22 protein-coding genes are annotated in these 25,757 nt (G+C 48.6%); 10 read left to right on the plus strand and 12 right to left on the minus strand.

Features of this window, described 5'->3' with window-relative positions; all coding sequences use genetic code 11:
• The 5 genes from L0156_21755 to L0156_21775 form a co-directional block, all read right to left on the minus strand.
• Positions 1-1,010, minus strand: a 1,010-nt coding sequence (locus L0156_21755) for a hypothetical protein (GenBank protein MCI0605620.1), incomplete at its 3' end; no start/stop codon positions are given.
• A 39-nt stretch (positions 1,011-1,049) separates the two neighbouring features.
• Positions 1,050-3,086 carry a protein kinase gene (locus L0156_21760; GenBank protein MCI0605621.1) on the minus strand — a complete coding sequence of 679 codons (2,037 nt, stop codon included), beginning with the start codon at positions 3,084-3,086 and terminating at the stop codon, positions 1,050-1,052.
• Positions 3,087-3,132: 46 nt separating this feature from the next.
• Positions 3,133-3,921, minus strand: a complete 789-nt coding sequence (locus L0156_21765) for an SDR family NAD(P)-dependent oxidoreductase (protein ID MCI0605622.1) — start codon at positions 3,919-3,921, stop codon at positions 3,133-3,135.
• On the minus strand, positions 3,918-4,880 hold the full coding sequence (locus tag L0156_21770) for a polysaccharide deacetylase (GenBank protein ID MCI0605623.1): 963 nt from the start codon (positions 4,878-4,880) through the stop codon (positions 3,918-3,920). The genes L0156_21765 and L0156_21770 overlap by 4 nt, the downstream gene beginning before the upstream one ends.
• Positions 4,881-4,949: 69 nt before the next feature.
• A complete protein-coding gene (locus tag L0156_21775) occupies positions 4,950-7,208 on the minus strand; it encodes a vitamin B12-dependent ribonucleotide reductase (GenBank protein ID MCI0605624.1) in 2,259 nt (752 codons plus the stop codon).
• 333 nt (positions 7,209-7,541) lie between these two features.
• Here L0156_21775 and L0156_21780 point away from each other — a divergent pair, with 333 nt between their 5' ends.
• The gene (locus L0156_21780) at positions 7,542-8,789 is read left to right on the plus strand and encodes a PKD domain-containing protein (GenBank protein MCI0605625.1); all 1,248 of its coding nucleotides are present in this window, start codon (positions 7,542-7,544) and stop codon (positions 8,787-8,789) included.
• An 8-nt stretch (positions 8,790-8,797) separates the two neighbouring features.
• On the opposite strand, the gene L0156_21785 is transcribed toward L0156_21780, so the two are convergent.
• Complete coding sequence (locus L0156_21785) at positions 8,798-9,829, minus strand: DNA recombination protein RmuC (GenBank protein MCI0605626.1); 1,032 nt, start codon at positions 9,827-9,829, stop codon at positions 8,798-8,800.
• 43 nt (positions 9,830-9,872) lie between these two features.
• Between L0156_21785 and L0156_21790 the strand changes: the two genes are divergently transcribed.
• Positions 9,873-10,655 (plus strand): SDR family oxidoreductase, encoded by a 783-nt coding sequence (locus tag L0156_21790; GenBank protein MCI0605627.1) that lies wholly within the window; start codon positions 9,873-9,875, stop codon positions 10,653-10,655.
• Positions 10,656-10,731: 76 nt separating this feature from the next.
• Here L0156_21790 and L0156_21795 read toward each other — a convergent pair whose 3' ends face one another.
• Both L0156_21795 and L0156_21800 read right to left on the minus strand, forming a co-directional pair.
• Positions 10,732-11,067, minus strand: a complete 336-nt coding sequence (locus tag L0156_21795; GenBank protein ID MCI0605628.1) for a hypothetical protein — start codon at positions 11,065-11,067, stop codon at positions 10,732-10,734.
• A gap of 114 nt (positions 11,068-11,181) precedes the next feature.
• On the minus strand, positions 11,182-12,387 hold the full coding sequence (locus tag L0156_21800; protein MCI0605629.1) for an aldo/keto reductase: 1,206 nt from the start codon (positions 12,385-12,387) through the stop codon (positions 11,182-11,184).
• 45 nt (positions 12,388-12,432) lie between these two features.
• Between L0156_21800 and L0156_21805 the strand changes: the two genes are divergently transcribed.
• Positions 12,433-15,324, plus strand: coding sequence for a TonB family protein (locus L0156_21805; protein ID MCI0605630.1), 2,892 nt, complete (start codon positions 12,433-12,435; stop codon positions 15,322-15,324).
• On the opposite strand, the gene L0156_21810 is transcribed toward L0156_21805, so the two are convergent.
• Positions 15,290-17,461: a transglycosylase SLT domain-containing protein gene (locus tag L0156_21810; GenBank protein ID MCI0605631.1), complete on the minus strand. Its 2,172-nt coding sequence runs from the start codon at positions 17,459-17,461 to the stop codon at positions 15,290-15,292. The two genes, L0156_21805 and L0156_21810, sit on opposite strands and share 35 nt — an antisense overlap.
• Positions 17,462-17,640: 179 nt before the next feature.
• Here L0156_21810 and L0156_21815 point away from each other — a divergent pair, with 179 nt between their 5' ends.
• Genes L0156_21815 through L0156_21830 form a run of 4 tightly spaced genes read left to right on the plus strand, consistent with a single transcriptional unit; the run spans position 17,641 to position 21,092 of the window.
• Complete coding sequence (locus L0156_21815) at positions 17,641-17,859, plus strand: ribbon-helix-helix domain-containing protein (GenBank protein MCI0605632.1); 219 nt, start codon at positions 17,641-17,643, stop codon at positions 17,857-17,859.
• Positions 17,856-18,245 carry a type II toxin-antitoxin system death-on-curing family toxin gene (locus tag L0156_21820; GenBank protein MCI0605633.1) on the plus strand — a complete coding sequence of 130 codons (390 nt, stop codon included), beginning with the start codon at positions 17,856-17,858 and terminating at the stop codon, positions 18,243-18,245. Before L0156_21815 ends, L0156_21820 begins: the two co-directional genes overlap by 4 nt.
• A gap of 6 nt (positions 18,246-18,251) precedes the next feature.
• Positions 18,252-20,258, plus strand: a complete 2,007-nt coding sequence (locus L0156_21825; GenBank protein ID MCI0605634.1) for an amidohydrolase family protein — start codon at positions 18,252-18,254, stop codon at positions 20,256-20,258.
• Between the two features lie 9 nt (positions 20,259-20,267).
• Positions 20,268-21,092, plus strand: coding sequence for a thioredoxin family protein (locus L0156_21830; protein MCI0605635.1), 825 nt, complete (start codon positions 20,268-20,270; stop codon positions 21,090-21,092).
• Positions 21,093-21,183: 91 nt separating this feature from the next.
• On the opposite strand, the gene L0156_21835 is transcribed toward L0156_21830, so the two are convergent.
• Positions 21,184-21,957 (minus strand): glucose 1-dehydrogenase, encoded by a 774-nt coding sequence (locus L0156_21835; GenBank protein MCI0605636.1) that lies wholly within the window; start codon positions 21,955-21,957, stop codon positions 21,184-21,186.
• Between the two features lie 74 nt (positions 21,958-22,031).
• Here L0156_21835 and L0156_21840 point away from each other — a divergent pair, with 74 nt between their 5' ends.
• Positions 22,032-22,385 (plus strand): tetratricopeptide repeat protein, encoded by a 354-nt coding sequence (locus L0156_21840; GenBank protein MCI0605637.1) that lies wholly within the window; start codon positions 22,032-22,034, stop codon positions 22,383-22,385.
• A gap of 115 nt (positions 22,386-22,500) precedes the next feature.
• A complete protein-coding gene (locus L0156_21845) occupies positions 22,501-23,184 on the plus strand; it encodes a phosphoribosyltransferase (GenBank protein MCI0605638.1) in 684 nt (227 codons plus the stop codon).
• Here the strand turns inward: L0156_21845 and L0156_21850 are convergent.
• Positions 23,171-23,602 (minus strand): HEAT repeat domain-containing protein, encoded by a 432-nt coding sequence (locus L0156_21850; protein ID MCI0605639.1) that lies wholly within the window; start codon positions 23,600-23,602, stop codon positions 23,171-23,173. The genes L0156_21845 and L0156_21850 overlap by 14 nt on opposite strands.
• Complete coding sequence (locus tag L0156_21855) at positions 23,547-24,329, minus strand: DEAD/DEAH box helicase (GenBank protein ID MCI0605640.1); 783 nt, start codon at positions 24,327-24,329, stop codon at positions 23,547-23,549. The genes L0156_21850 and L0156_21855 overlap by 56 nt, the downstream gene beginning before the upstream one ends.
• A gap of 318 nt (positions 24,330-24,647) precedes the next feature.
• Here L0156_21855 and L0156_21860 point away from each other — a divergent pair.
• Positions 24,648-25,757 (plus strand): DUF4118 domain-containing protein (locus tag L0156_21860; GenBank protein ID MCI0605641.1); only part of this gene is annotated, 1,110 nt, incomplete at its 3' end.

Below are 25,757 nucleotides of genomic sequence, written 5' to 3' on the forward strand. Positions count from 1 at the left end.
AACAACGCAGGATAGATCGGAATTTTTTCATTGAGCTGGATTTCAATAATGTTTTCTGAAAGAACTATGACTCCGGACAGGCCCGAACTTGCATTCTTTTGGAATGGTTCCAAACCGGTAATCGCCGCAAAGGCCGGCGGCATGGACCTCCGCAGTTTTCGGATACCGGTCTCCATCGAACGCTTCACTTCCTGCGCCGTTAAGGGTCTTCCATCGTGTAGCCGGATATCTTTTCGAAGAACAAACAAAAACAACGACCCTTCATTGAGCGTTTCCCATCGTTCGCAAAGATTCGGAAGCCAGTTCCCCTGTTCATCGGTCGTGACCAGAGTTTCAAATACATTCGCGAGTACTTCTGCCTCCTCATTGCTGAATGTGTTCGCCGGAAGGACTGCGTCGCATTTTGAAGACAGAGCAATCGAAATCACGCCGCCGGCAGCAACTTCCTGCACGGTCTCGGGCCTCACCGGTTTGATTCTTTCAGCTTCTTCCAGATATTCCTGCCCTTTTCTGTATTCTCCTCGCATGTTGGCCACAGTCGCAGCAAGTGAAAGCAACTTTGCCAGATTTTGGGCGTCGTTCATGCGACGCGCCAGTTCAAGACCGCGTTCTACCCAGCGGCGCGTTTCTTCAACCTTTAAGCCATGCCAGGCAATTTGTGAAGCTTGAACGATCGAGTCCAATGCGCGAGAGTTCTCGTTTGCCTTCTCAAACATTGAAATGGCCTCATCCAATTCTTTTATGGCGGCGCTGGTGTTCCCGATCATGCGTTGGGCTGAAGCGGACAGGGCTTTTGCCTCAGCGCGTGTCAGAGTGTCCCCGTCTTCTTCCAGGAAGTCGAGAACCGTTTGTGTAACTCGAATCGAATCTTCGGGACTAAAAGCATCCAGTGACTTCCGCGCAAGCAGGAATCCATATTCAATAACCTTTTCAGGAAGATCGGCATGAACATAATGTTCGAATAACTGCGCATTTACCCTTTCAATCCGTCCGCGATTCCGATTCTCCAAATCTTCCGCATGCTTTCGATGCAGCGCGCGCCGTTTCCTTCACGGCAGAGAAGCATACAAAACATCACGGACCACGCCACTGGAAAAGATGAGCCGGTCTGATCTGGATTGACGGTCCTCTTCGATAAAACCGGAGCGGATCAATTGTTCCACCGCTTCCTCCGTCTCTTTCAGATCGGACATCTTTTCCAAATCCGCAAATTCAAAACTGCGGCCAAGAACAGAAGCAAGCGCAAGGATTTCACGCAGGTTTTCAGGAAGCCTTTCGATCCTCTCTTCGACAGCTTGCTGAATTGTTACCGGTAATTCTTCCATCGTAAGAGCGGTCTCACTGGATAATCGCATGACTCCCGTATCGTCTCTGACGATTGCTCCAGCATCCATAAGGGAACGTACTAATTCAGTAGTAAAGTAAGGGTTCCCCTCTGTTGCTTGAAAAAAGCGGGCTGCCAGATCGTCGTCCATTTCGGAGCCACCCATGAGCTGCTGTAAAAACAAACGGTGGTTGGATACGGATAGCGGGCCCAGTTGAATCGACGTGAACCGTTTATCTCCTTTGAAACCGCTTAATAATTTGGAGAGGCGGTGGCGTTTATCCACTTCTGTTGTTCTGTACGTTCCGGCGATGAGTGTTGGCGTCGGGGCAAGACGGCGCACGATATATTCCAGCGCCTCAAGCGAAACATCGGCGGCATGTAAATCTTCGAGTATCAGTAGTAGAGGTTTGCCTGCGGCCATTCTGATTAAAGTTCGCGCAAGCAGTTCAAATATATAAGTGCGATCTTCAAATTTTTTTGAACCTGTTTCCGCATTCAACCGGACAGATTCTTCAGAAGATCGGGCTAGATCCCGAATTTCCGCAAGGACAGGAAAGAGCGAAATCAAATCGGGGGCGAGATCGGAAAAATCAGCGGTTGTTCCCGTAGAGGATCGTGTTCGAAAATATTCCTGAATCGCCTCGCAATAACCTTGATAAGGAAGAGCATGGTCGACTTCCATAAATCTTCCGTGAAGCACTGCAATGTTTCTAACTTTTGCAAGGTTTTCCAATTCTTCCAACAAACGGCTTTTTCCGATTCCTGCTTCCCCTCCGACAAGAACAAACTGGCATTCTCCTGTAAGCGCTATATTCAACTTTCTTTGTAAATCGGCGAGCTCTTTATCTCTTCCGGCAAAGGGCCTCATGGCCGGCCGAGCCATTTGAAAACTCATGGTCGTGGAACTGGGAAGGGCCGTGCGGTGCCTGCCGGTACTATGGAGCTTGTTCCGGTAATTCGAAAGAAAGTCCACAATCTCTTTACCGGACGGTCTGTTCACAGGATCTTTTTCCAAACAGCGCAAGAGAATGTCTTCTACCTCTTCATCGATCTCCGTTGCCATATTTCTGGGCGGTACAGGTATTTCATGGGAAATGCGGTAAAGAAGCGCTTGCACCTCACCAGAAAATGGAGTTTGACCTACAAGAGATTCGTAAAGAACCGTTCCGAGTGAATAAATGTCGGAGGCCGAAGTCACTTCCCTTCCTGATACTTGTTCAGGACTCATGTACGTTACCGTGCCGACCACTGTGGCTGTTTTGGTAATCCGTTCCTGCGAAGGGGCCATCGCCAAACCAAAATCCGTGACACGAACTCGAATCCCTTCTCCTTCTTTGCGAGTGACCATAATGTTTTCCGGTTTGATGTCGCGATGCACAACGCCACGCGAATGACTGTAATCTAGCGCATCCGCGATTTGTATGGCGATTTCTATCAACTCACCAAGCTGAAGTGTCTGGCTCCGGAGGACAGAACGTAGATTCATGCCTTCAACAAAAGGCATCACAAAGAAAAGAGCGCCTTCCTGCTCCCCGCTATCGTAGACAGAAACGATAGATGGGTGATCCATCTTGGCCACAACGCGGGCTTCCCGCTTGAATCGTTCCGTGCTTTCCGGACTGACCATGTCCGGTGTAACAACCTTTACTGCTATTTCGCGATCAAGAACAGGATCGTTGGCAAGATAGACGACGCCCATTCCCCCCCGACCCAATTCGCGCACAAGTTCATAGCGGTTCGCAAGCTTACTACCGATCATTTGAAGCAGTTATTTCACCATAATTACCGGCAAATCCCAAAGAACTTTATCTTCCTGGACGCGTAATCCGCATCGTGCGCCGAGAAAGCGCGCGGTAAAGCGGAGCGGGAAGCGCACGTATTGCGTGGAAAAGAAGCTTCATTGGCAGCGGATATATATAGATAGGTTTTCCCTTTGCCACAGCTCGAATCATTTTCTGCGCCGCGTTTTCAGGAGTCAGAAGCCAGAAACGGTTCGGATTATTTCGATTTGCCGGGGTGTCCACAAAACCTGGAAAAATTGTCGTGAACTGAATTTGTGGAAGCTCCACTGCCATGCTTTCCATGAAGTAAGCCAGTCCGATTTTTGTCAGGCTGTAAATCGACCTTCCACCGAGTCCCCGCATCGCAGCGGCAGAGCTGATCGCAACGATAGCCCCGTGATTTTGAAGAACCATAAATTTCAAACAGGCATAAGCGGTGTAGAGCGCACCTTTGAGATTCGTATCCAAGATGTTTTCCACGACATTCCAATCCCAATGAGCAAAGGACGTGTCGCCTACCACCCCGCTATTGACCCACGCAACGTCTGGAACACCTACAGCGCTCGCAAAATCTCCCACCGCTGATTCGACTTGCTCGCGTATTCTCACATCGCACGAACGGATCCAAAATTGACTTGGACCGTTTGCGTGATTACGGATCAATTCCTCCATTCGCTCAGCCCTGCGACTCAGCAAACAAAAATGGACTTTGTAAGGAACAAGAGCCTGTACCAAAGCCGCACCGAGACCTGAGGAAGCGCCGGTGATCAGAACCTTCTTGCCAGTCCAAAATTTTTCCGTCTGGCTGCTCATTCCTGCGGTATAACTGAATTCATCGGAAGGATATCCAACTCGTTACGATCTCTTAAAGCTCTCGCATGTTCCAAAATCATTCGAAGGCCTTGAAACATAATCTCCATATGATCTGCGAGATTTGTAGGATGAAACCAGAGATGGAAGATTTTTTTGTGGTGGACAGCGGCATTCAAACCTTTGCGAGCGCGTTGAACTCGTAAACTCAACGGGACGAATCTCCGAATGCCGTGCATCGGAAAATACATCATGGAAGCCGGTACATTCCAGATTCCATGATCCGCCTTCTCAGGCAGCACCACCGGCGGCTGCACAGCGGCGAAAGCAACACTCAAGCGAGCAAGACGTTTTAAGATTTCGATGGGTACCCGATTGTCCCAGGAAGGAGCAGGCCCGCGGTAAACTCGAAATCCAAAATTGGCAAGTTCCTGTAAATGGCCAACGCTATTTCTGGGAAATACAAAAGACTGCATCTCAAGTTTCAATTCACGAGCCGCCTCCACGCATGCTGCCAGTTCCGTTTTTGCGGTTTCTACAGAGCAACCCGAATCACCGAAAATCACGTGTGAAAAAGAATGACAACCAATTTCCTGCGGAACCCGGCAATCTCTAATTTTTTCAATGAGACTGCGCCCGTAAAATAGCGGAAAAGTTTCTTCATTTCCACAGGGATCCTGTGCAAACCAATCCGGGCACCACGCGTGACGCGGAGGAACAATAGAAGGATGCTTGACGCCCTGTTCTGAATTGCAATGATCCAGCATCAGGTGGCCAACAACACACCAGGTCGCTGGAACCTCGAACTCAACGAAGACCGACAGTAGGCGGTCAATGACTTGCTCCCGCTCGATCTCACAGGCCTTGCGAAAACCGTTCAGTCCGGGTTTATCTAGAGTCCCCCAGATCAATTCGAAATCGAGACTCAGAGTGAACACTCCGCGCTCAAACGTCACTTCCATATCTTTATGTTAGCAGAGTGGCGGACAAACAAAGGGCGCGACGAATCGCGCCCCGTAGAGAAATTCAAATTAGCAGTTGGACCAGCCGCAGGAGTGGCATTTTTCGCAGCCTTCCTGTTTCACAGTGGGGCTGCCGCATTCAATACAGAGATTCCCAGTAGCCAGACCTTCCGGTCGTGGTAGCTCGGAATCCTGGACTTCAGCGCCTTTCGGCATGTCCTTTCTGGAATCCAGATACTTGTGAAGCGCGCGTGCAATCGCATCGGGAACGGAACGTACCCGCTTTGGACCATAACCAACATCTCGCGAACCTCCAATACCCTGAAGATGGCGAATGATCAAATCCACACGTTGATCCGCGTTTAAAGGGGAAGGCATTCGCAACATCAAACTCAAGCTGCGGCCCAGCGCTTCCGCATCAGCAGCAACGTCGGACCCAGCTTTTCCTACGTTCACGAAAATCTCAAACGCGTCGCTGTTCCCGTTTTCGTTGATCGTGGTGTAAACCGTGCCATGCGGAGATTCCACCTTGATGGTTCGGCCGGTGAGCACATCCGGACGCCCCTTCATCGTGTCTCTGTCAGTAGGCAGAATTTCGAGAGCCGCCGTTTTCGTGCCGTGCGTCAAAACCTGCATCGGTTTGCAACCGTCGCGATAAACAGTGATCCCCAGACAGTCCAGTTTCCAGGCCTGCAAATACGCATCGCCAACGTCTTCCGCACTTGCGCCATTCGGAAGATTGATCGTTTTGGATACCGCGTTGTCCGTATATTTCTGAAATGCCGCCTGCATTTTTACATGCCATTCCGGCGATACTTCATGAGCTGTTTTGAAGAGATTTTTTAACTCTTCCGGAAGATTTGTATCTGCAATGGTTCCATGCTTCCGCACATGCTCTTTCAAAGTTTCGGACCAGAATCCTTCTTCGCGCATCACTTTTTCAAAGAAAGGATTGAAGAACTCAAAACCCAAACGGTGTTTGAAATACAAACCAAAGATCGGCTCAATCCCGCTGGAACATCCGGCTATGATGCTGATCGTTCCAGTGGGCGCGATCGTTGTGACCGTTGAGTTGCGCAAAGGATACCGGTCTTTATAAATCGACTCCTTCCAGCGCGGGAAGGTTCCCCTTTCTTCGGCAAGCGCTCGCGATTCATCATGCGAAACTTCTTCAATGAACTGCATGAGCTTTTGCGCAAGCTCAATTGCTTCCTCAGATTGATAGGGAATCCGCAATTGAAATAACAGGTCCGCCCAACCCATTACACCCAGGCCAATCCGGCGATTGTTCTTTACGATGTCATCGATCTGCTTTAAAGGAAATGGATTGCATTCAATCACATCATCCAGAAATCGCACAGACAAACGCGTGATGCGATCCAGTTCGGCGTAATCCAGAGCCCCATCCTTTATGATGTAACCCAGATTGATGGATCCCAGGTTGCAGGACTCATACGGATACAAAGGTTGTTCGCCGCATGGATTTGTTGATTCAACCGGACCGCAGGCGGGAATTGGATTCGCGCCACCGCTGTTGATCCTGTCGATAAAAACCAGGCCGGGATCACCTGTTTGCCAGGCAGCCTCTACGATTTTCTTGAAAACATCACGAGCGTTCAACCTTCCGGTCTCTTTTCCGGTCTTCGGTGAAATCAACGCATACGTTTCGTTCCGTTCGTAAGCGCCCATGAATTCATCCGTGATCGCAACAGAAATATTGAAGTTACTGACTTCCCCCGAAAGTTTGCAGTCAATGAACTCCAATACGTCCGGGTGATCCACCCGGAGAATTCCCATGTTCGCGCCCCGTCTCGTTCCCCCTTGCTTTAACGATTCGGTGGCAGCATCAAAAACTTTCATGAACGAAACCGGACCCGATGCAACGCCTTTCGTGGTGGATACCATATCATCGCGAGGCCGGATTCGCGAAAATGAAAAACCTGTTCCACCACCCGATTTGTGAATGATTGCTGCATTTTTTACTGATTCAAAAATGCCCGCAATGCTATCTTCCACCGGTAATACGTAACACGCAGAATACTGTAACTGATTCCCCTTCCCCGCATTCATCATTGTGGGTGAATTGGGAATGAACTTACGTTCCACCATCATTTTGTAAAACTCGCCTGTAATATCATCGGCTTCTTCCTTGCTCTTCCAGGAAAGTTCTGCCTTTCCGATCTCTGCAGCTACATTCCAGCACCTGTCATCCGCTGATTCGATGACATTGCCATTCTCATCTTTCATGAGATAGCGCATCCGAAGCACTTCCAGCGCATTCTCCGGCCAATTGCCAATTATGTTTGGTCGTCTAAATACCGTAACCATGGGGGGTTGTCTCTCCTTTTATTCTTTTAGTTCCGAGTAATGAGCAATGAAGCGATGAGACCTGTTCAAAAATCTCGCTTAGTTCATGGCTCCTTGGTGTGTTGCTCATTGTTTCCGGACGGTTATTTTTGAGCGGAGGATAGTATACATAAAATCAAGGGAATATACAACTATTTCTATCGTTCTCGAGTGACACCACTATATATGGTGGTCTTGATTTAGGTCTAGTTTCGACGGAGAAAGGAGGAGAAAAAAGGAATTTGTGTGAAAAATATTGAATATGTTATAATGCCGCTTTTCAAATTTCCACTCGTTTGGGAGGAATCAATCAATATGAAACGCGGCGTGATTTTTGCGCTTGGCCTCTTCTTGCTCATTCTACACGTGGCATGCAACAACGATTCCGTAACCGGTCCGACTCTATTACCACCCACGATAGCTTCCATCACACCCAACCGCGTAAGTCGGGGGGAGCGAGTGGTTGGGACGATTGTAGGCACAAATTTCAACGGAGCGAGTCAGGTCTTTTTAGGAAACGAAGTCACTGTTGAAGGTTTCGCAGTCCTCAATCCAACAACTATAGAAGTACGATTCACGGTGAATACAAATGCAAGTTCCGGAAGCCGGCCGGTTCAAGTTACTACATCTGTTGGAACTGGAACCGCTGGGAATCTTTTGCAAGTGATCAATAACAGATCTCCGATTACTCGATTCACAGTCTTTCCGGATCAGGGAGCGACGAATACGATTTACACGTTCGATGGCACGATTTCAACCGATCCGGATGGTCAGATTGTCAGTTATCAATGGGATTTTGGAGATGGAAAGACGGGGATCGGAGCCGTTGCAACCCACAAATTCAAGAGCACCGGTACTTTTGAAGTTACAATGAAGATCGTCGACAATGATGATGCAACCGGCACCGCGACTCAACCTCTGACGGTATTTGGCGGAACCGGACCCACAGCCAAGTTTGTCATTCAGCCAAAGACAGGTGATGTCAACACAACTTACACTTTCAGTGCCGCCAACAGTTCGGATTCTGACGGTTCGATCGTTCGATACTCCTGGGATTTTGGCAATGGAGATACGGCAACAGGGGAAACAACAACCGTGCATTTTGGAAAGGCTGGGATTTTTGGTGTCACACTTGTCGTAACCGACAATGATGGATTACAAAGCTCCGAGCGGAAGGATGTAATCGTCGGAGCATTTGACCAGGCCAAAGCTACAGAAGAGATTCGCGCAGTGGTCAGAGAATTCTTTCGGCGCTATTCGCAATTGGACAAGCTAACAGCAGAACAAATTGTGATTAATTGGAGTGATTCCCCGGGTTGCAATGGAAAAGCTCACGAGATTAACATCATCGAAGGACAACAGCAGGTTATTGTTAAAACGCAGGCCACCCCGGGCTTCATTGAGGTTTCATTTACTACAACAGCAAAAGCGCATGCTATTGCTCCTGCCGATTTTGCCTGGACAGAAATCGACGGCAACTCCTATACGGGTTTCGCCACGCACGATTTTCAAATGATTTTCGAATCTGGTAAGTGGCAGGTTTGCAATTTTGTATTGATCTAGTGTCCCAGCTATTCAAACGGCTTGCGGGCTTCGCTGCTCGCCAGCATTTCTTCTGGTTCCTCTAACTCCGTAGTTCCCATAGTTGCCACCTTCTTTTTCAAACGCTGCAGCCGTAAATCCGATTTTTCGAAGCTACTTTGAGCATCCCGGAGATGGCTTCCAATTTTTGTGAAATCATTTTCCAGCCTGCTCAAATCGTTCCCGACCTGTTGCAGTTGCGAAAGGATTTGTTTTGCCTGTTCGGAAATTTGAAACCCGCGAAGTCCCTGTAGGATGACCTGCAGATATGCGTAAAAAGTATTCGGGGAAACGGGAATCACTCTTTTGGATAAACAGTGTTCATAAAGATCCGATTGATCACGCACGATCAGCTCATAGTAAACATTCTCGGCGGGAATAAACATGAGCGCGAAATCAAATGTATTTTCATCGGGAAGAATGTATTTGGCCGCGATATCGTTGACATGCTTTTTTACATCGGTAAGAAACTGTTTGCGCAGATTCTTTCGTTCCGCTTCCGAATCGATCTGATACATGCGCCGGAAATTTTCGAGTGGAAATTTTGAATCGATGCACAAAATGTTCTTGCCCACAAACAACGCCGCGTCCACAATCGTTCCGTTTTTGAATGAGCACTGGATCTTGTAATTTTCCGGTCGCAAAGTTTGGGCGAGTAAATCATTCAGGAAAAATTCTCCGAGGCCTCCGCGCATTTTAGGGGACTGCAAAATCTCCTGCAGCGAGGACATCTGTCTGGCCAGATCAAAGATCTGCCGGGATGCTTCTTGCATTTGCCCCAGTTTCCCCTCCACTTGAGCTACTACATTTGTAGTATTTGTAATTTGGCCTGTGATGATGCCCAGGTGTGACGTGACCGTCTGAACATTTGCATCGAAACGCTGTGAAACAGCCTGCTGCAGCTGGCCGATCTGATTTTGAAGGTCCTGGCGCGCACCTTGCACCTGCCGGAACAAATAGAGGACGAGGAATGAAGCGAAGGCAACCAGCAATCCAAACAGGATAATAACGATCGCATCCATGAAAAGCATTGTACCATCCGGAACTGTTTTATAATCGGAGCACATGAAGTGGAAAGAAAGAGTAGCGCTGATCACCGGGGCCTCTTCCGGCATCGGGCGAGAGTCGGCTCTCGCTCTGTCACGGCGCGGAGCGACCGTTGTGCTCGCTGCACGCCGTAAAGCGCGGCTCGATGCTTTGGCCGCACAGATCCGTGAAACAGGTGGAAGCGCACTTGCGATAGAAACGGATGTCAGCCGCCGGGAAGATGTGGAACGGCTTTTCGAATCCGTCCTTCAGCAATACAAACGGCTCGACTGGTTGATCAACAATGCCGGCTCCGGACTTTACGTTCCAATTGAAGAAACGACTCCGGAACAAATGGAAAGGATCTGGCGCACGAACTTTATGGGCACGTTCTACTGTATTCGTCATGCGATTCCGATCATGAAAAAACAGGGAGAGGGGCATATCCTCACGGTCTCTTCTATGGCCGGAGTGCGAGGCACGCCGATGATGGCGGCCTATTGCGCAAGTAAGTTCGCCCAGGTCGGATTGATGGACTCGCTTCGGAGAGAAATACCCGAGATTGCAAGTACCCTGATTCTTCCGGGAGCGACTCGAACAGAATTCATCGAAGCAACGGAGAATCCAGGCGACGAAAAGATTCAGCATTCCGGATCTGTGCAGGATCCTGCTTCTGTCGCGGAAGCAATCGTGCGCGCGATCGAGCATCCTGCCTCCCGCGTGATCACACAAAAACTGGGACGAAGCTTGATGGTCCTCAACGCAATTTCCCCCTCCTGGACCGACTGGCTCGTGCGGAAAACCATTAAGAAAAAATATTAACGCAGAGGCGCAGAGACGCAGAGTTTTAAATAAATCAAATTTTTTCTCTGCGTCTCTGCGTCTCTGCGTTAAAGAGCTATTCCACCGAGTATTTCACGTTGCGGACGCGTGCACTCTCCGTGTTGGCAGGCGATTGGTGTGGACCAAAATCTCTTGTGTCATGTGAAGCCAAAGTACAATTTCCTTTGCAAGGAGCATTTCGCTGTTCGATTTGTTTCCCTTTCTCGTTGTAGAAAATGATCAAAATGTTCTCTACACGTATAGTACGATCCGTATCGTTTTGAATGCGCACCCAGAACTGTTGTTGATCATCTTCCCAGAGCGTATAAACCACATCTCCAGCCTGGGTAGATCCCACCGCAAAAACTAAAATGAGAGTCAGGATCAGACCCGACAGTATTCCCCGTTTCATTCCTTCCCTCCGACTTTTAAACTCCATATAATTAGACTCACCCTTTGCCTATACAAGTTCCATGCCGTTCTGTACCCGACGAAGAATCATGCCATGGACTGTCCTCAAAACAGGTCACCTATCTGAAAAAAGCTGTCGCATCTTTTCCCAGGGCACTCGGGGTGTCTGTGCAACCTGTAAGTTTTCTTCCACGTGTTTGGGATTACTCATACCCACAAGCGCTGAAGTTACTCCCAGTGTGGATCGAACAAATTGTATCGACCGCTGTGCATCTGTTGACAGATCATGAAAGAATCGGCCAACAAAACCAGGTAAATTTCTCGCAAGTTGTCCTTGAAGAATCGATGCGCTACAAAGAACAATTATTTTTTGAAGATGCGCCGCTTCCAGCAAAGAAACCGATTGAGAACCGTATTTCTGGTTCTTGCTCAATAAGGCTTCAGGCATTGCAAGATTCAACGGAAGCTGAATGGCCCGAAAATGATGATCTTCGCCGCCTGCATTACGAGCAAGACCAACCAGCTCTTCCAGGGAAAGAAAGCCCTGTCCACCGGGAATCTCACGGTAACCATTCCATGTGGCGGTTCCATAAACCTTGATTTTTCCCTCTTCAACTTTCTTTTCCAAAAGCTTAAAGGCCGCCAGCATTCTTCGGAGAAATTCCTGTCTGGATACTTCGCTCAGTTGGGTCTCAGGATTATGAATAAAGTAAATATCGATGAAATCAACTTCGAGATTCTTCAAGCTTCTTTCGAGTTGATTCTCAAGATATGAGGGAGTCATGCAATGGCAGCCCGCCACAATTTCTTCCGGTTTGCAAATACCACTCGCAATGTATTCCTCCTGAATGTAGTGCCCCGGGTTCGGAGGATAGGTAGTATCAAAACTCAAAAAACCGCCTTTGCTGGAGACCACCACCTCATCGCGCTTTACGATTCCCTTTTCAAGGGATCTTCTCAAGGCGTTTCCGACATTTCGCTCACTTCTTTGAAAGCGGTAGTTGATGGCAGTATCGATCAGATTGCAGCCAAGTTCTAAAGCGCGAGAGACCGAAGCTTCGTAGCCCTGATCGGTCTTTTCATCCATTTCCCCAAGGTAAGTTCCCAGACCGATACTCGATATCCACAAATCCTGAATGTCTTGAAAATGATCTGCCGGTCCTTGCCACCGGCTCCTGTAACGCTCAGTCCCTTCCCGCGATGCTCCACCCATCGGACTCAATATAATCGAATAAACGTGCGTTCGCAATTGAGAAGGGGATAAACCGGATTGAAGGATAGAGCGGATAAATCGTGCAGCTTCAAGAGTTTCGTTGACCAATTTGGCTCAGTAAGTTACAATTTTCTTACGTCGAGGCGGAGGTACATGCCTGAAAAGAAAAACACCATTGGCCGTTTTGAAATTATTGAAAAGATAGGAGAAGGCCCGATTGGAGCCGTTTATAAAGCGCTAGATCCGGTCATACGCCGCACTGTTGCCATCAAAGTTATCAAACTTTACGCGCTGGAGGAAACCACAACATTTGCGGAAGTCTTCGAAAAAATTTACCGTGTTGTGCGTACGTCTACATCGCTTAACCATCCTAACATCTGCATTATCTATGACTTAAGTGAAGAGAAGAAGATTCCCTACATTACTATGGAATATGTAGAAGGACATGATCTTGAATCGCTTTTGAGGCAGAAGCATCAGTTTAAGCGATCAGAGTTTTTGAATGTCCTTCAGCAAACGTGCGACGCCCTTGATTTTGCTCACAAAAAGAACGTCATTCATCAGGACTTCAAATCGACAAACATTTTGATCACATCTGATCTTCACGTAAAGATTACGGATTTCGGCATTGCCGGTCTGGATGAAATTGCAGCGGCTCAAACGAAAAAGCTATTGAGTATTCCGCACTACATTTCACCGGAACAGGCGCTGGGTGAAAGAGTCTCACCCGCGAGCGACCTGTTTTCATTGGGAGTCGTGGTCTATCACATGCTGTCCGGAGAGCTTCCTTTTCCGGGTACGACAGCTGCGAACACCATCATGATGATTGCGCGCGATGTTCCTGCGACTCCCGCCAATCTGGATCGTTTTTCGATTACCCGCGAAGATTGGAATTCATTTTTCAGCATTGCGCTTGCAAAATCGCCGAATCAACGGTTTCGCAGCGCCCGTGAAATGCTGGAAGCACTCAATTCAATTCTCCCTTCCTCCGATCAGACCTACTATCCTTTCGGGTTTGAAGGCTCACTGAACGAATCCACAGGCAAATTTGAAAAAACCTATATAGCGGAAGAGGAAGCGGAATCCGCTTCTCCTACGTTGATGATTGACGCTTCGCAAATCATGGAAGAGAGTGGGCCGGAAATAAATCCCGAGCTCGTGAAATTGGAACAGGAAGCTCATCTTTTTCTCGATGCAAATACGGCAGAAATAGGAAAAGAAGAACAACAACCCATCACCGAACCGGTAGAAACGGCTCCATCTGTTGAGCAATCTCTTGCCATGGCGGAAGCTGCACCTGTGATGGAACTGGTGACGCTCCGGGAGAGTGAATTCAAGGAAGAGATTAAACTTGAGACCACGCAGAAACCGGGGGCAGTTGAAGAAAAGGCAATTGAGATACCTGTAGAACAAAAAACCGAACTCATTGAGATGCCATTTGGCGCTGCAGTGGACTTGTCGGTTGAGGAGCCCCGGGTTTCTGAAACGATTGCAGCTGGTGATCCGGCTTCGATGCCATCTGACTTCGTGCCGGCTTCAGGAAATCTCATGGAAATGGAAGGGCTGGATTCCGAAGAGATGGCGACGATTCCACCTTCACCAAGGGCAGAGATCGCAGTTCCAGCTTCAGATACTTCACCCATTGGTGGCCCTCCCGAACAGAAACCAGTAAGCATCCCCACTCAATTGGTAGAAGAATTTGAGCCGGAACAATCCAAAGGCAATGGTCGCGCTCAAGAACCGTTTGATGAAGTTCCGGCAACAATGATTGGCAATTTTAAGCCACCTGAACCTGAACCTGAAAAAGAAGCTCCCGCGCCTGCTACAGTATTAGTACCTCGGCCTGCACCGGTCCAGGAACCAGTACCAATAGAACCGCCTCAAGAAATTTTAAGCGTTCCGACAAAAATGATGAGAGATATTCCTCCCATTGCCGCCGCGCCGGAAGTTCCGAGGCCGGCTCCGGAGCCACCAAGGCCCGCGCCTGTTGTTCCACCCTCTGCTCCCGCTGAGCCGGTACATCCGCTTACAAAACCAATCGAGTCGCGGCCTGCTGCCGCAGCAAAACCGCCGAGCATGCAGCGTTACTTCTATGGTGCAATCGCTGTCGTGATTTTTATTGCGCTGATCGGTGGCGCTATACTTTTCTTTAGAAAACCCGATGTACCGGGACCAACGCCTGAGACGCCAGAACAGACCGCACAGACAAAAAAAGATGTACCGAAGCCGGTCGAACGCGAGCCGCAGCCCATGGAAGTTGAAGGTAGCATTATGGTTACATCAGACCCAGCGGGAGCGACCGTATTCCTGGCCGGTGAGGAAAAAGGCGTTACTCCGGTCGAAATACCGCAGCTCGCATTGGGTAAGCATCTTGTTAAGTTGCAGCTGAAAGGTTATCAGGACCTGGAACAGGAAGTCGAGCTTTCAGAACAAAGTCCGAATGCCTCGCTGCCGATGACGTTGCAGAAAACTGCAGCAGCAAGCGGAACGCTTATCGTTGAATCAGAACCGGCAGGAGCGTTCATCGTACTGGCGAATCGAGTTCTCGGTGTCACTCCGAAATCATTCACAAGAAAACCGGGAAACTATAGCATCACGCTAAAAAAGGATGGATATCAGGACTACACGGGATCGATTACGGTGGCGCAGGACAAAAAAGTGACCTTCAAAGGAACTCTCGCAGAGATTCCTAAGCCGGTTCCAGTCGTAGAGGTACCGAAACCGAAACCACCCGAAGTAACAAGGGGACAACTGGTAACTCTGGGACCTGACGTGGTTCCTCCTAAACCAACCAAGAAAGTTTACGCAAAGTATCCGGACGCTGCCAAAGCAAGGAAGCTCGAAGGAACAGTCCGTTTAAACGTGCTGATAGATGAAACCGGACGAGTGTTGGACATCAAAGTAGGAAAATCGTCCGGACATACGATGCTTGATGAAGCCGTGGTAAAGGCGTACCGGGAATGGCAATTCGCTCCGGCCACAAAACAGAATGTTCCGGTAAAAGTGTGGATCACGGTTGCGATGAGCTTCCAGTCTGGCCGCTAGAATTCTCTCCGTAAATGCCCTTGTAAAGCTCGTAGTTGGTCTTTACGATCATTACGTAATTCTTCGTTTCTTTAAAATCGATGCTCGAAACAAAGTCCAACGTCTCATTCGCTATCGAGGCATCTCGCCACCTTCGAACGTTCGGTTCTCCACCGTTGTAACCTGCCGCGATAAATTCCACGCTATTTCCGAACTCTTTCATGATCTCCTGAACGTAGCGAGTGCCTAAATTGATGTTTATTTCCGGCACGTACAACTGCTCGACTTCAAAATTCTGCAATCCTAACATAGCGGCCAGGCGTGATGCCGTGGAAGGAATGATCTGCATCAGGCCGCGAGCAAAAGCCTGCGAGCGGGCAAAACGTTTAAACTTGCTCTCCTGTTTCATAATCGAAAGGACAAGAAAAGGATCCAGCTTTCGTTCCCGAGAGAAATGCTCAACCTCCTCTTTGTAGGGAATAGGAAACAAGGCCTTAAGGATTTCCGGCGGAAGCGAAAATAGAGTTAGATCGCGGGGAAGGTTTTTCAAAAATAGTTCGGAATAATACGTGGCTATGGAATAGTTTCCACCGAGTCCCGCCAGGTATGTGATTGCAAGAAACTTTTGCATACGATTCGTTTCATCTACTGCCAGGATTCTCCATGTTTGCCGGTCAACATCCGGAAGGAGTTGTGCCGCGTCATCATAGAGCCGTAAATAAAGAAAAGCGGGAGTGATATTCCCTTTTGCATATTCCGAAAGGATCGTCTCTTCGTGAGTAGCATCCGGCAGCTGCGGCAATCGTGTGACTAACTTTTTCTGTTCCGGGATACTTATTTTTGCGGAGAGCCGCTCCCGCGCCTTGTGCGAAAAAAAATCGCTTCCGTTTGCGAGTGAAACAAATAGAGTCCGCGCTTCCGGGGCGCGCCGGATCTTCTCCAGAGTGATTCCTTTCCACAGAAGCAGTTCTTTATGATTTCGGTAAGGTTTCAGAGTCAAAGCCTGCTGGAAGTCCGCAACAGCATCCTGATAACGTCCCATCTGAAAATAGATTCTTCCTCTTAACAGAAGAGCTTTTCCACGAAGGTTCAAGCTGCGGGATCTGGTGTAAGTATCCACGGCTCGCAAAGCATCCGGAAGACGGTTCTGCGCTCTAAGCGCGTAGATCAACTTGAAGGTTGCTGTATCCTGCAATTCTCCTCTCGCCACTCCCTTCAATTGTTTGTACAGCTCGGCTGCTTTCTGATAATTTCCTTCGCGCAAGTAGACGTTTGCGTACTGGTAAAGGCATTGTGTATACATCGGATCCTGAGGCCACAAACTGAGGGCGGACTGAAAAGCCTTCTTTGCATTTTCGAAATCCCCCATAAGAAACAACGTCCGCGCATAATAGAATCCCGACTGCATATTCTGGTTTGAGACCGGCGCAAGATATTTACGCGCGAGATCAAAATTCCAAACATCGTACGCCATGCGCCCCCTGCGCTGTTTTTCCAGCGCACTGAGCTGCGTGCCCTCCAGTAAATCGAGTTCGCTCAACGCCAGATTCGTGACATCATCTTTCTTTTTGTAAGCAATCAGATTCTGGAAGAGATTTTTGGCCAGAGCTTTATCTCCGCGAAGCACGTACGCTCTCCCCAGATAGAGTTGCGCGAGTCGATCCAATGTAGAACTGTTCTGCACAACCAAAGCCGTAGAATGCAATAAATCAGCTTTCTTCAATTGCCAGCAATATTCAAGCGCTTCTCTGGCGACCGAGACATATTCCGGATAAGCGTGCCCCAGATACTGCTGATAATAGCTCGCGGCGGTATTGACCACTCCTTGATTGGCAGCCATGCGCGCCAGCGGGAGAAGAACGAAAGGAGCAACTCGCCGGTCGGAGGCGAGTTGCTGATAAATCATAAAGGCTTCCCGCGGGTTATTTGACTGCAGGAGAGTTCTTGCATGCAACAAAGCATAGGGAAGCGCCGCATACCGTTCCGGTTCCTCTGTCTTCATTCTGCTCAGCAGGCGCGCCGCTTCAGAATACTTTCGCGCGTCAAATTCCTTCAGAATTGCTGTGTGCAATTGATGAGCATTCGAAGCTGTAACGGCGGCAGAAGTGCCTGCCATCGGAAGAAGAAAGATAAAAATGAGAAGGATCTTGGAATTCATCTATTCAAAAGTATAATTTAAGATCACATGACTCTCATCGCAAAGGCCAGATGTTTGCTTTTTCCGCTTTTTTATTCGGCAAATCCCCTATCAAACCCTGCTTAACTGGAGCGAACCTGCCTATTGTAATACTTTAATATACTTAACTATTCTGTTATATTCATATAAAAAGAGGAACCATGAAAGCAATTAGCCTGAAATTGGCCGATAAACAACTCGAACTTTTAGACGAAGTTTCCCGCATGACGCGGATTCCAAAATCTGCGCTAGTACGGAAGGGAATTGATCTTATCTTGATGCAGGTTCGGGAGGATCTGATAACGGCCGAATTGAGACAGGAGATTGACGCATTGCTTCGTGAAGATAGTCAATTGTTGCGGCGATTGGCAAAATCTTGAAATACCTTTTCCCAAAGCAGATTCTATTTCTGCACGATCGGATCATTCGTTTGAGTGGTGGATTGGGTGGATTGCGAGATCAAAACCTACTCGAATCGGCGGTCTATCGTCCACAAAGTACATTTGGAGGTCAAGATCTGTATGCAGATCTATTTATCAAGATCGCAGTATTGGGCCATTCCTTGATCATGAATCATCCTTTTGTTGACGGCAACAAGCGAACCGGCTTTGAATCGATGCGATTGATGCTAAGACTGAATCATTACGACCTCCATGCTGGATGGAAAACGAAATACGACTTTGTGCTGAAGGTTGCCAATAAGAAAATAACAGAGGATCAGATGGCGGAGTGGATTCGCAAAAAATCAAAGCCTTACGCAAGATAAATAATTATGATTCTCAACGCAAAGGCCGGTTGTTTTTTCCTTTTGCTTCTTTCCGGCATTCTGGATCGCTGGATGGAGCCGTCTTCACCATCGATTTCTGCGTTTGTGGACGTTACCGTCATCCCCATGGATCGTGATCGAACGGTCCCCGGACAAACAGTCCTTGTAAAAAACGGTCGTATCGCACAAATCGGCGATTGGAGAAAAATTTCGGTGCCGGAAAACGCACAAACAATAAAAGGAAAAAATCTATTCCTGATGCCTGGATTGGTGGATATGCATGTTCATTTGCACAGCAAAGCGGACACGCTTCTTCTGGTCGCAAACGGAATCACCACCGTGAGAAACATGCGAGGCACCTCCCTGCATTTATCCTGGCGGCCTCAAATTGATAAAGGAAAAATCCTTGCCCCATCCATTTATTCTTGCGGATCGATTCTGGATGGAAATCCGCCAACGGGAGAGAATGTAACCATTCTTCAAACCGCCGAAGAAATAGAAGCGAATATTGCACATCAAAAACGGCTTGGTTTCGACTGTGTAAAAGTTTATAACCGCCTGTCGCCACCGGTATACGAACAGATTGTTTCTGCAGCGCATCGACAGAATCTAACCGTGGCGGGTCATGTTCCTTTTTCGGTGGGTTTGTCCGGCGCCCTCACGATGAGACAGGACAGCATTGAACATCTTACCGGATACATGACGGCCTTGCGTGTAACTCCAGGAACTTCGGGAATCATCGATCAGGAAAAGATTCCAGAGCTGGCAAAGAAAACGCAAAAGGCGGGAGTCTGGAATTGTCCGACGCTTGTGGTTCAGCAAAGCTTGACTGATGCGGGCGAGAATTTCGAGAAGCTGGTTAAACAACCGGAAATACAATACGTAGCTCCCTCTCGCCTGCTAATGTGGAATCCATCCCGCAATGCTCGTTTTCAAGCGATGAATCGGGAGGATTTTGAAGGCGCGCGTAGAGGCATTCATGTTCTAAAAGAGTTGACACATGCTTTGCAAAAAAATGGGGCCCGCTTGTTGCTCGGCACTGATGCTCCCAGTTACTTCGTTGTCCCTGGATTTTCAGCTCATAAAGAGTTACAAAATCTTGTGAATGCAGGCCTCTCCCCATATCAAGCTCTTCAGACAGGAACAAGGAATCCAGCGGAATTCTTGAAAGGGCTCAGCACATTCGGCACAGTGGAAACCGGAAAACGCGCAGATCTCGTTCTGATTAAGTGCAATCCCCTTAGGAATATTGGCTGCACAAAACAGATAGCGGGTGTGATGCTGCAAGGAAGCTGGATTCCAGAAGACAAAATTCAAGTGATGTTAAAAGATGTGGTTGAATCCTATAAGATTCCACAAAATCGATTTGAAAACTTGCCGGAACTTCCGGCTCACTCGGAGTTTTCTGCGCGCTATGAAATCATTTTCAACAACACGGTGCTGGGTGAGGAACGGCTCACAATAAAGAACGACTCCGGCGCCCAGGAAATTTTCTCCCAGCAAGTTTCCGATGCGCCCATGGATGCGATTTATCAAACGAAAATCCGCCGCTCCGAAAAGGGACTCGTAGTGGAAGTAGCTGGTTCACGACCTGAAGGTGATTCACGCTTAAAGATCAGCGTGTCCGGTCAAATCGCGAACTTGCAAGCTTCCCTTCCCTATCAAGAAGGCTTGCAGCGCGCCGATATTCACATGCCCCCGGACAATCTTCTGGACGGAGGTTTTATCGCTATGAAAGCATTGATTGGCGCAAGGCTGAAGCAATTAGCGGTCGGGGAAACAAAAAACCTGGTTGTAAAGGAGTTCGATTTTGGGATTTTCGTGAACAGTGGATTTGATCTCATGGATAACGCCTGGCTTGTCCGTAGAGATGAGGACACAAACGGAAACATGAATTTTGCAATTCAAATGCAGTGGCAATATCAAAAAGGGACTGCGAAACTCGTCCTCGATCGCAATGGCTTTCCTGTGAGTTTCGAAAGAGGACCACGAGCATTTCGACGAAAATCGTAGGATGAGTTTATGCTACCATTGCGGTCAGTGATCAGAAGAATTCTTATTTTGTGGATCTTTCTGTTTGTTCCAACCGCGTTTGCCCAAGACAGCGAATGGCGAAAAGATCTCGATCAAGGATTGCTAGCAGGAAAGGAAAGTGGGCGCCCGGTTCTGATCGATTTCTGGGCGAGCTGGTGTCAACCTTGCAAAGCAATGGAAACGCAACTCTGGAACATTCCGGAGGGAAAAGCTCTCGCTTCAAAATTCATCCTTGTGCGGCTCAACTTTGACAACGCAACCGCTGCCATCCGGAAATACCATGTGTTTTCGGTGCCTACCGTTGTATTCACTGATTCCTGGGGAAATTACTTAACAAGAGTTGCCGGCTTTGATGGTCCCGCGCCGTATCTTCACGCAATGAAACTGGTGCCTGCCGACTACAAACCTCTGGATTCGTGGAATGAAGCACTGTCGCAAAACGCAAAGAATGTTGAGGCTCTTCGCGGTATTGGGCGTTTTTATTATGAAGCAGGGGCCTATGAATTCAGCAACATGTATTATGACAAAGCTGCTGGACACACGACTTCATCGGCGGAGAAAAACGAAATCATGGTTTCCATGGGCTGGAATTATTTGAAGCTGAAAGATTTCAAAAGCGCTCAGGACGTCTTTGCGGACTGTTTGGAACAGAGAGATCTGGTTTCACGCGATGTGGCCCTTTTTGGAATGGTTGTTTCCTCGCTGGGCCAGAAAAAGCGAAAAGAAGCGGAAAAAGCTTTTGAGGAATTGAGCAGAACCTATCCGGATTCCGCCGCAACTGCGCAAGCCCGCCGGTTACTTCAAAACCAGTAATTCCACCGCAGAGAACTTCGAGAACTCAGAGAAAAAACAGAAATCATTTTCGTCTCCGCGCTCTCTCTGCGTTCTTTTGCGGTGAAAAAAATCACTCCGGCGTGATATATGCCGCTGTAATTCCGCCATCCACAACGAAAGCCGTTCCATTCACAAAAGAAGATTCCTGCGAAGCCAAAAAAAGGGCCGCTTGAGCGATTTCCTGCGCGCGCGCGAAGCGTCCGGGGGGAATATGAACAAGACGTCTTTGACGTTTCACCGGATCAGACAGGATTGCGTTTAACAAAGGAGTCTCTACCGGACCAGGACAAAGAGCATTTGCACGAATGTTCTTACGCGCAAACTCGACAGCAATCTCGCGGGTCATAGAAAGCACCGCTCCCTTGCTGGCTGTATACGCAATCTGCGGAACGGCGGCGCCCATCAACGCCACGAAAGAAGCAATATTTATGACCGACCCGCCTCCGGAACGGAGCATCGCAGGAATCGCGTGCTTGCACCCAAAAAATACTCCTTTCAAATTGATATTCATCACCAGGTCCCATGTCTCCTCACTCGTATCTGTCACGGAACCATCTGCGTCAGGAAAGATCCCAGCATTGTTCATGATCACATCCAGTTTTCCAAAAGTGGCCTCTGCTGCATGAACCATGTTCCGGACATCGGCCTCATTCGAAACATCCACTCTAATAAACGATGCCTTGCCTCCGGCATTTTCCACTTCTTGAACCACTCCCCTGCCACCCTGTTCATTTACATCGGCAACAAGGACGTTTGCCCCTTCTCTGGCAAACAATAATGTCGTTTCGCGGCCAATACCGGAGCTCCCGCCTGTTACAATTGCAACTCTGTTCACTAGACGCATGACCCCTCCAGAACCATTTGACTGGAACCATTGTATCCATTTGAATATATATTGAGAACAGTGGAGGTGCTGTGATGAAAATACTATTGTTTGCGGGAATCCTGATCGCGTTGGCTTTGCCCTGCTTTGCGCAGGAATCCACAACAGAAGAAAAGGAACAGGCGGTTCCTGCCGTTCCGGCTACGCCCGCTGCACAATCAGGTGATTTTGAAACGGGGATGAAGCTTTACCGACAAAGAAATTACACGCAGGCAATTTCAGAATTCCAAAACGTGGTTGCTGCCGATCCCAAGAATGCCGCAGCCTGGTACATGATGGGTTATGCGCATTACGTAATGAAACATAAAGCTGACGCGCTTGAAGCATTCAGTAAAGCTTTTGAAGCAGATCCTGCATTCGATCCAAGACCCTATTTCCGGCGAGGATGATTGAAGAAAACCGTTCTCGTTCTTTGTTTCTTGTTGCTCTCGAAAAGACAAAAAGAGCTCCGCCTGTTATTCGAAAAAGCGTAAATCCGAATCACAAACCGTAGACAAAACTGCCATGAGTATTTTTGACATCGAAGATCTACGAAACCGGACTCATGTATTTCGTGATCGAGTCCATGGCGGAGAAGTTCTCGCTTCTTTCTTACGTCGGCAAAGGGAAGACTCAGATGTAGTGCTCGCAATCCCCTCCGGCGGAGTGCCTGTTGCGATTGCTGTATGCGAAAAGCTCGATCTTCCGCTGGATCTTATGATTGTCAGCAAAATTACATTGCCCTGGAACTCGGAGGCAGGCTATGGCGCGGTAGCGTCTGATGGAACTTACAAATTGAATGATGAGCTCTTAGGATATCTTGGATTGACTCCGAATGAAGTTCAGAAAGGGATCGAAGAAACGAAAGAAAAGGTCTCGCGCCGTATTTCGCACTTGCGCAGCTTAAGACCGCAGCAAGAAATATCTGGAAAGAACGTCATCCTAATTGATGATGGACTCGCTTCCGGATTTACGATGCAATTGGCGGTTGAAGCGGCTCTCCAGTCAAATGCCCAGTGGGTTGTGGTTGCTGTTCCAACCGGACATGAAGATTCCGTTCGGAAGCTCGGGATTTTAGCGAATGCGGTCTATTGCGGAAACTTGCGGTATGGACAAATTTTTGCAGTCGCAGATGCTTATGAAGAATGGCATGACCTGACGGAGGAAGAGGTCATTGACCTTCTATCCAAAGCTGTCATCCGATTCTAAGCAATGCAGCGCGGGCAGCAATTCTTACTGATTCCGACTCATCCTGTTTGAGCAAGCGCAGGAGCTCTGATCGTGCCGAGCTCGCCTGCAGCAAACTTAGAGCCCGCGCGACGGCTCGCCGGACATTAGGCGACGGATTTTTTGTCAGCGCAAGTATTTGTGGGACTGTCTTTTTAGAATCCAATTTTCCGAGCGCTTCACAAGCGGCAGCGATCAGATTGCTATCTGGCAATAAGAGAATTCTCTCCAGAAAAGGAATTGCATCCACAATCTTGATATCTATAACCGCGTGAATTGTCAAAGCAACAAGCGCCTGCGGGACGGCGTGTGGATTTTGCAGTACTGTGAGCAACCTGGCAACATCAGGGTGCGGTCCTCCTTGCCGGTACAATTCGAATTGAACCCGAAGATCCTCCATTCCTGTTCTTCTCCTCCGTTGTATCCAAAGTGATGACCTCGAAGCGCAGATTCGGGCGATCAAAATCTCCGATCACTCTGCCCATGGAAAGTCCCAACGTGGTTACAATGTCCTGTTGAACTTCTTTTGTGGCGGTTGCGGTCAAAGCCAGCACCGTGGCCTTCTTCCACTCCGGAATTCGTTTGCTCAACTTTCGGTAGTGAGGCCGGAAATCATGCCCCCAGCTACTGATGCAATGAGCTTCATCTATTACGATCAGATCAACGGAAGCGGAACGCAAAAACTGTTGGAATCGGGGAGCATCACAACGTTCGGGCGCAATGTAAATCAGCTTGAAGGCGTTCTGCGACATCTGGCTGTAGCGGTATCCGATTTCCGCTCCGCTCAACGTACTGCTCAAGAAAGTGACATTTTGAAAGCCTTTTTGTCTCAAGGCATCAACCTGATCCTGCATCAGAGCAATTAAAGGAGAAATAACAATTGTTGTTCCCGGAAGAAGCTGTCCTGCGAGCTGGTAGCAAAGGGACTTTCCGGAACCTGTGGGGAGAATAGCCAATGTATGTTGACGGTCGAGCAGCCGTTTGATGACTTCCTTTTGTCCCGGCCGGAAAGAGGAAAAACTGAATAGCTCTTTTAACTTTTGATCCAGGTCCGGCATCGTCACTTGATTTTTGTCTTCCGGATTGAAGCGATCTCCATCATCAAAATTTTTATAGCGGGAATCCATACTTTCTCCTTCCCGCCGAATAAAGTTTAGCTCAAGAGGTTCAAGGGGCTCAAGGCGGGACGAGTGCGCTAGGGGAGCGCAGGCCTCCGGCCCGCATAAGGGACCGCAGCGTCCCGCCTGCAGTGCGGACTTGAAGTCCGCGACGCCGGCTATAAGCCGGCGGACATCAATGCCGCCAGAATGGCGGCGCTCATTAGAGGAGCGCCAGCCTCCAGGCTGGCATAAATGACCGCCGGCATTCTGCCGGCATGCGCGGAGGCAGGATGCCCGCGCTGCCTTTAAGCTTCGTTATGTTAGATTGAAAGGAGTAGGAAGTTCGTGTTCGAAAAATTTAAAGGTTATCTGGCGGGCATCGTCGCTCTGGCACTGGCGGTTCTTATCCTGTTGCCGCTGCGAGATCACGTTAACACTACAACGATTGCAATGACACTTCTGATCGTTGTCCTGCTAACCGCAACAATTTTTGGTTCTGCTCCTGCTTTTGTAATCTCCTTTTTGTCAATCGTTTTCTTTAATTTCTTTTTTTTGCCGCCCTATCACACTTTTGTAATAGAAGACCCGCAAAACTGGGTGGCGCTATCCGCCTTTCTACTAACCTCTCTGATCGCCGGGAGTCTTTCGGCCAGAGAAAAGCGTCGAGCTTCGGAAGCAGAAAGCAGAAAAAAAGAAGCAGAGCATCTGTACACCGAGTTACAATCGGCCTTCGAAAAAGCAAGTCAGGCCGAGGCTTACAAACAGAGTGAACGGTTGAAATCCGCATTGCTGGATGCTGTAACCCATGACTTGCGGACTCCTCTCACATCTATGAAAGCTGCAGTGACGACTCTGCTCGCAGAAACCAAAAATGCGGGGTCCCTGATGTTGGATAACGAGGGACAGCGCGACCTGCTGGATGTGATTGACACCGAAATCGACAGATTGAATAAGCTTTTCGAAAGTTTGCTTGGCATGGCGCGAATAGAAGCAGGGGGGATGGAGCCACGGCAGAAATGGTCCAGTATGGAAGAAATCATTTCAAATGCGTTGACGCGATCGAGTGACCTCACCCACAACCATCGCGTTCACGTAGATATAGATGAAGATCTTCCTCCCGTGCACGTTGATGAAAGATTAATTGCCGAGGTTATTTACATATTGATCGACAACGCGACAAAGTTCTCGCCGCCCGGCAAAGAGATTAACATTATGATTACGCACGATCGGGAAGAAATGAAAGTGGCAGTCGAGGATCAAGGAAGTGGAATCCCATCTTCTGCCAGAGAAAAGGTATTTGAGAAGTTTTTTCGTTTTGCAGCGACATCCGGAGGCTCTCGGCAGCTCCCGCCGACAGGCCTCGGAATGGGCCTTGCGATTGCACGAGGAATCATCGAAGCGCATAAGGGCCGGATCTGGATCGAAGAGGGAACACGCGGAATTGGAACCCGCGTT

Source organism: bacterium, assembly GCA_022616075.1.
GTDB lineage: Bacteria > Acidobacteriota > HRBIN11 > JAKEFK01 > JAKEFK01 > JAKEFK01.

Excerpts from the sequence above, each read along its gene's own strand:
- L0156_21760 (MCI0605621.1), bottom strand. The coding sequence starts at position 3,086 with ATGATCGGTAGTAAGCTTGCGAACCGCTATGAACTTGTGCGCGAATTG.
- L0156_21765 (MCI0605622.1), bottom strand. The coding sequence starts at position 3,921 with ATGAGCAGCCAGACGGAAAAATTTTGGACTGGCAAGAAGGTTCTGATC.
- L0156_21770 (MCI0605623.1), bottom strand. The coding sequence starts at position 4,880 with ATGGAAGTGACGTTTGAGCGCGGAGTGTTCACTCTGAGTCTCGATTTC.
- L0156_21775 (MCI0605624.1), bottom strand. The coding sequence starts at position 7,208 with ATGGTTACGGTATTTAGACGACCAAACATAATTGGCAATTGGCCGGAG.
- L0156_21780 (MCI0605625.1), top strand. The coding sequence starts at position 7,542 with ATGAAACGCGGCGTGATTTTTGCGCTTGGCCTCTTCTTGCTCATTCTA.
- L0156_21785 (MCI0605626.1), bottom strand. The coding sequence starts at position 9,829 with ATGGATGCGATCGTTATTATCCTGTTTGGATTGCTGGTTGCCTTCGCT.
- L0156_21790 (MCI0605627.1), top strand. The coding sequence starts at position 9,873 with ATGAAGTGGAAAGAAAGAGTAGCGCTGATCACCGGGGCCTCTTCCGGC.
- L0156_21795 (MCI0605628.1), bottom strand. The coding sequence starts at position 11,067 with ATGAAACGGGGAATACTGTCGGGTCTGATCCTGACTCTCATTTTAGTT.
- L0156_21805 (MCI0605630.1), top strand. The coding sequence starts at position 12,433 with ATGCCTGAAAAGAAAAACACCATTGGCCGTTTTGAAATTATTGAAAAG.
- L0156_21810 (MCI0605631.1), bottom strand. The coding sequence starts at position 17,461 with ATGAATTCCAAGATCCTTCTCATTTTTATCTTTCTTCTTCCGATGGCA.
- L0156_21815 (MCI0605632.1), top strand. The coding sequence starts at position 17,641 with ATGAAAGCAATTAGCCTGAAATTGGCCGATAAACAACTCGAACTTTTA.
- L0156_21825 (MCI0605634.1), top strand. The coding sequence starts at position 18,252 with ATGATTCTCAACGCAAAGGCCGGTTGTTTTTTCCTTTTGCTTCTTTCC.
- L0156_21830 (MCI0605635.1), top strand. The coding sequence starts at position 20,268 with ATGCTACCATTGCGGTCAGTGATCAGAAGAATTCTTATTTTGTGGATC.
- L0156_21835 (MCI0605636.1), bottom strand. The coding sequence starts at position 21,957 with ATGCGTCTAGTGAACAGAGTTGCAATTGTAACAGGCGGGAGCTCCGGT.
- L0156_21840 (MCI0605637.1), top strand. The coding sequence starts at position 22,032 with ATGAAAATACTATTGTTTGCGGGAATCCTGATCGCGTTGGCTTTGCCC.
- L0156_21845 (MCI0605638.1), top strand. The coding sequence starts at position 22,501 with ATGAGTATTTTTGACATCGAAGATCTACGAAACCGGACTCATGTATTT.
- L0156_21850 (MCI0605639.1), bottom strand. The coding sequence starts at position 23,602 with ATGGAGGATCTTCGGGTTCAATTCGAATTGTACCGGCAAGGAGGACCG.
- L0156_21855 (MCI0605640.1), bottom strand. The coding sequence starts at position 24,329 with ATGGATTCCCGCTATAAAAATTTTGATGATGGAGATCGCTTCAATCCG.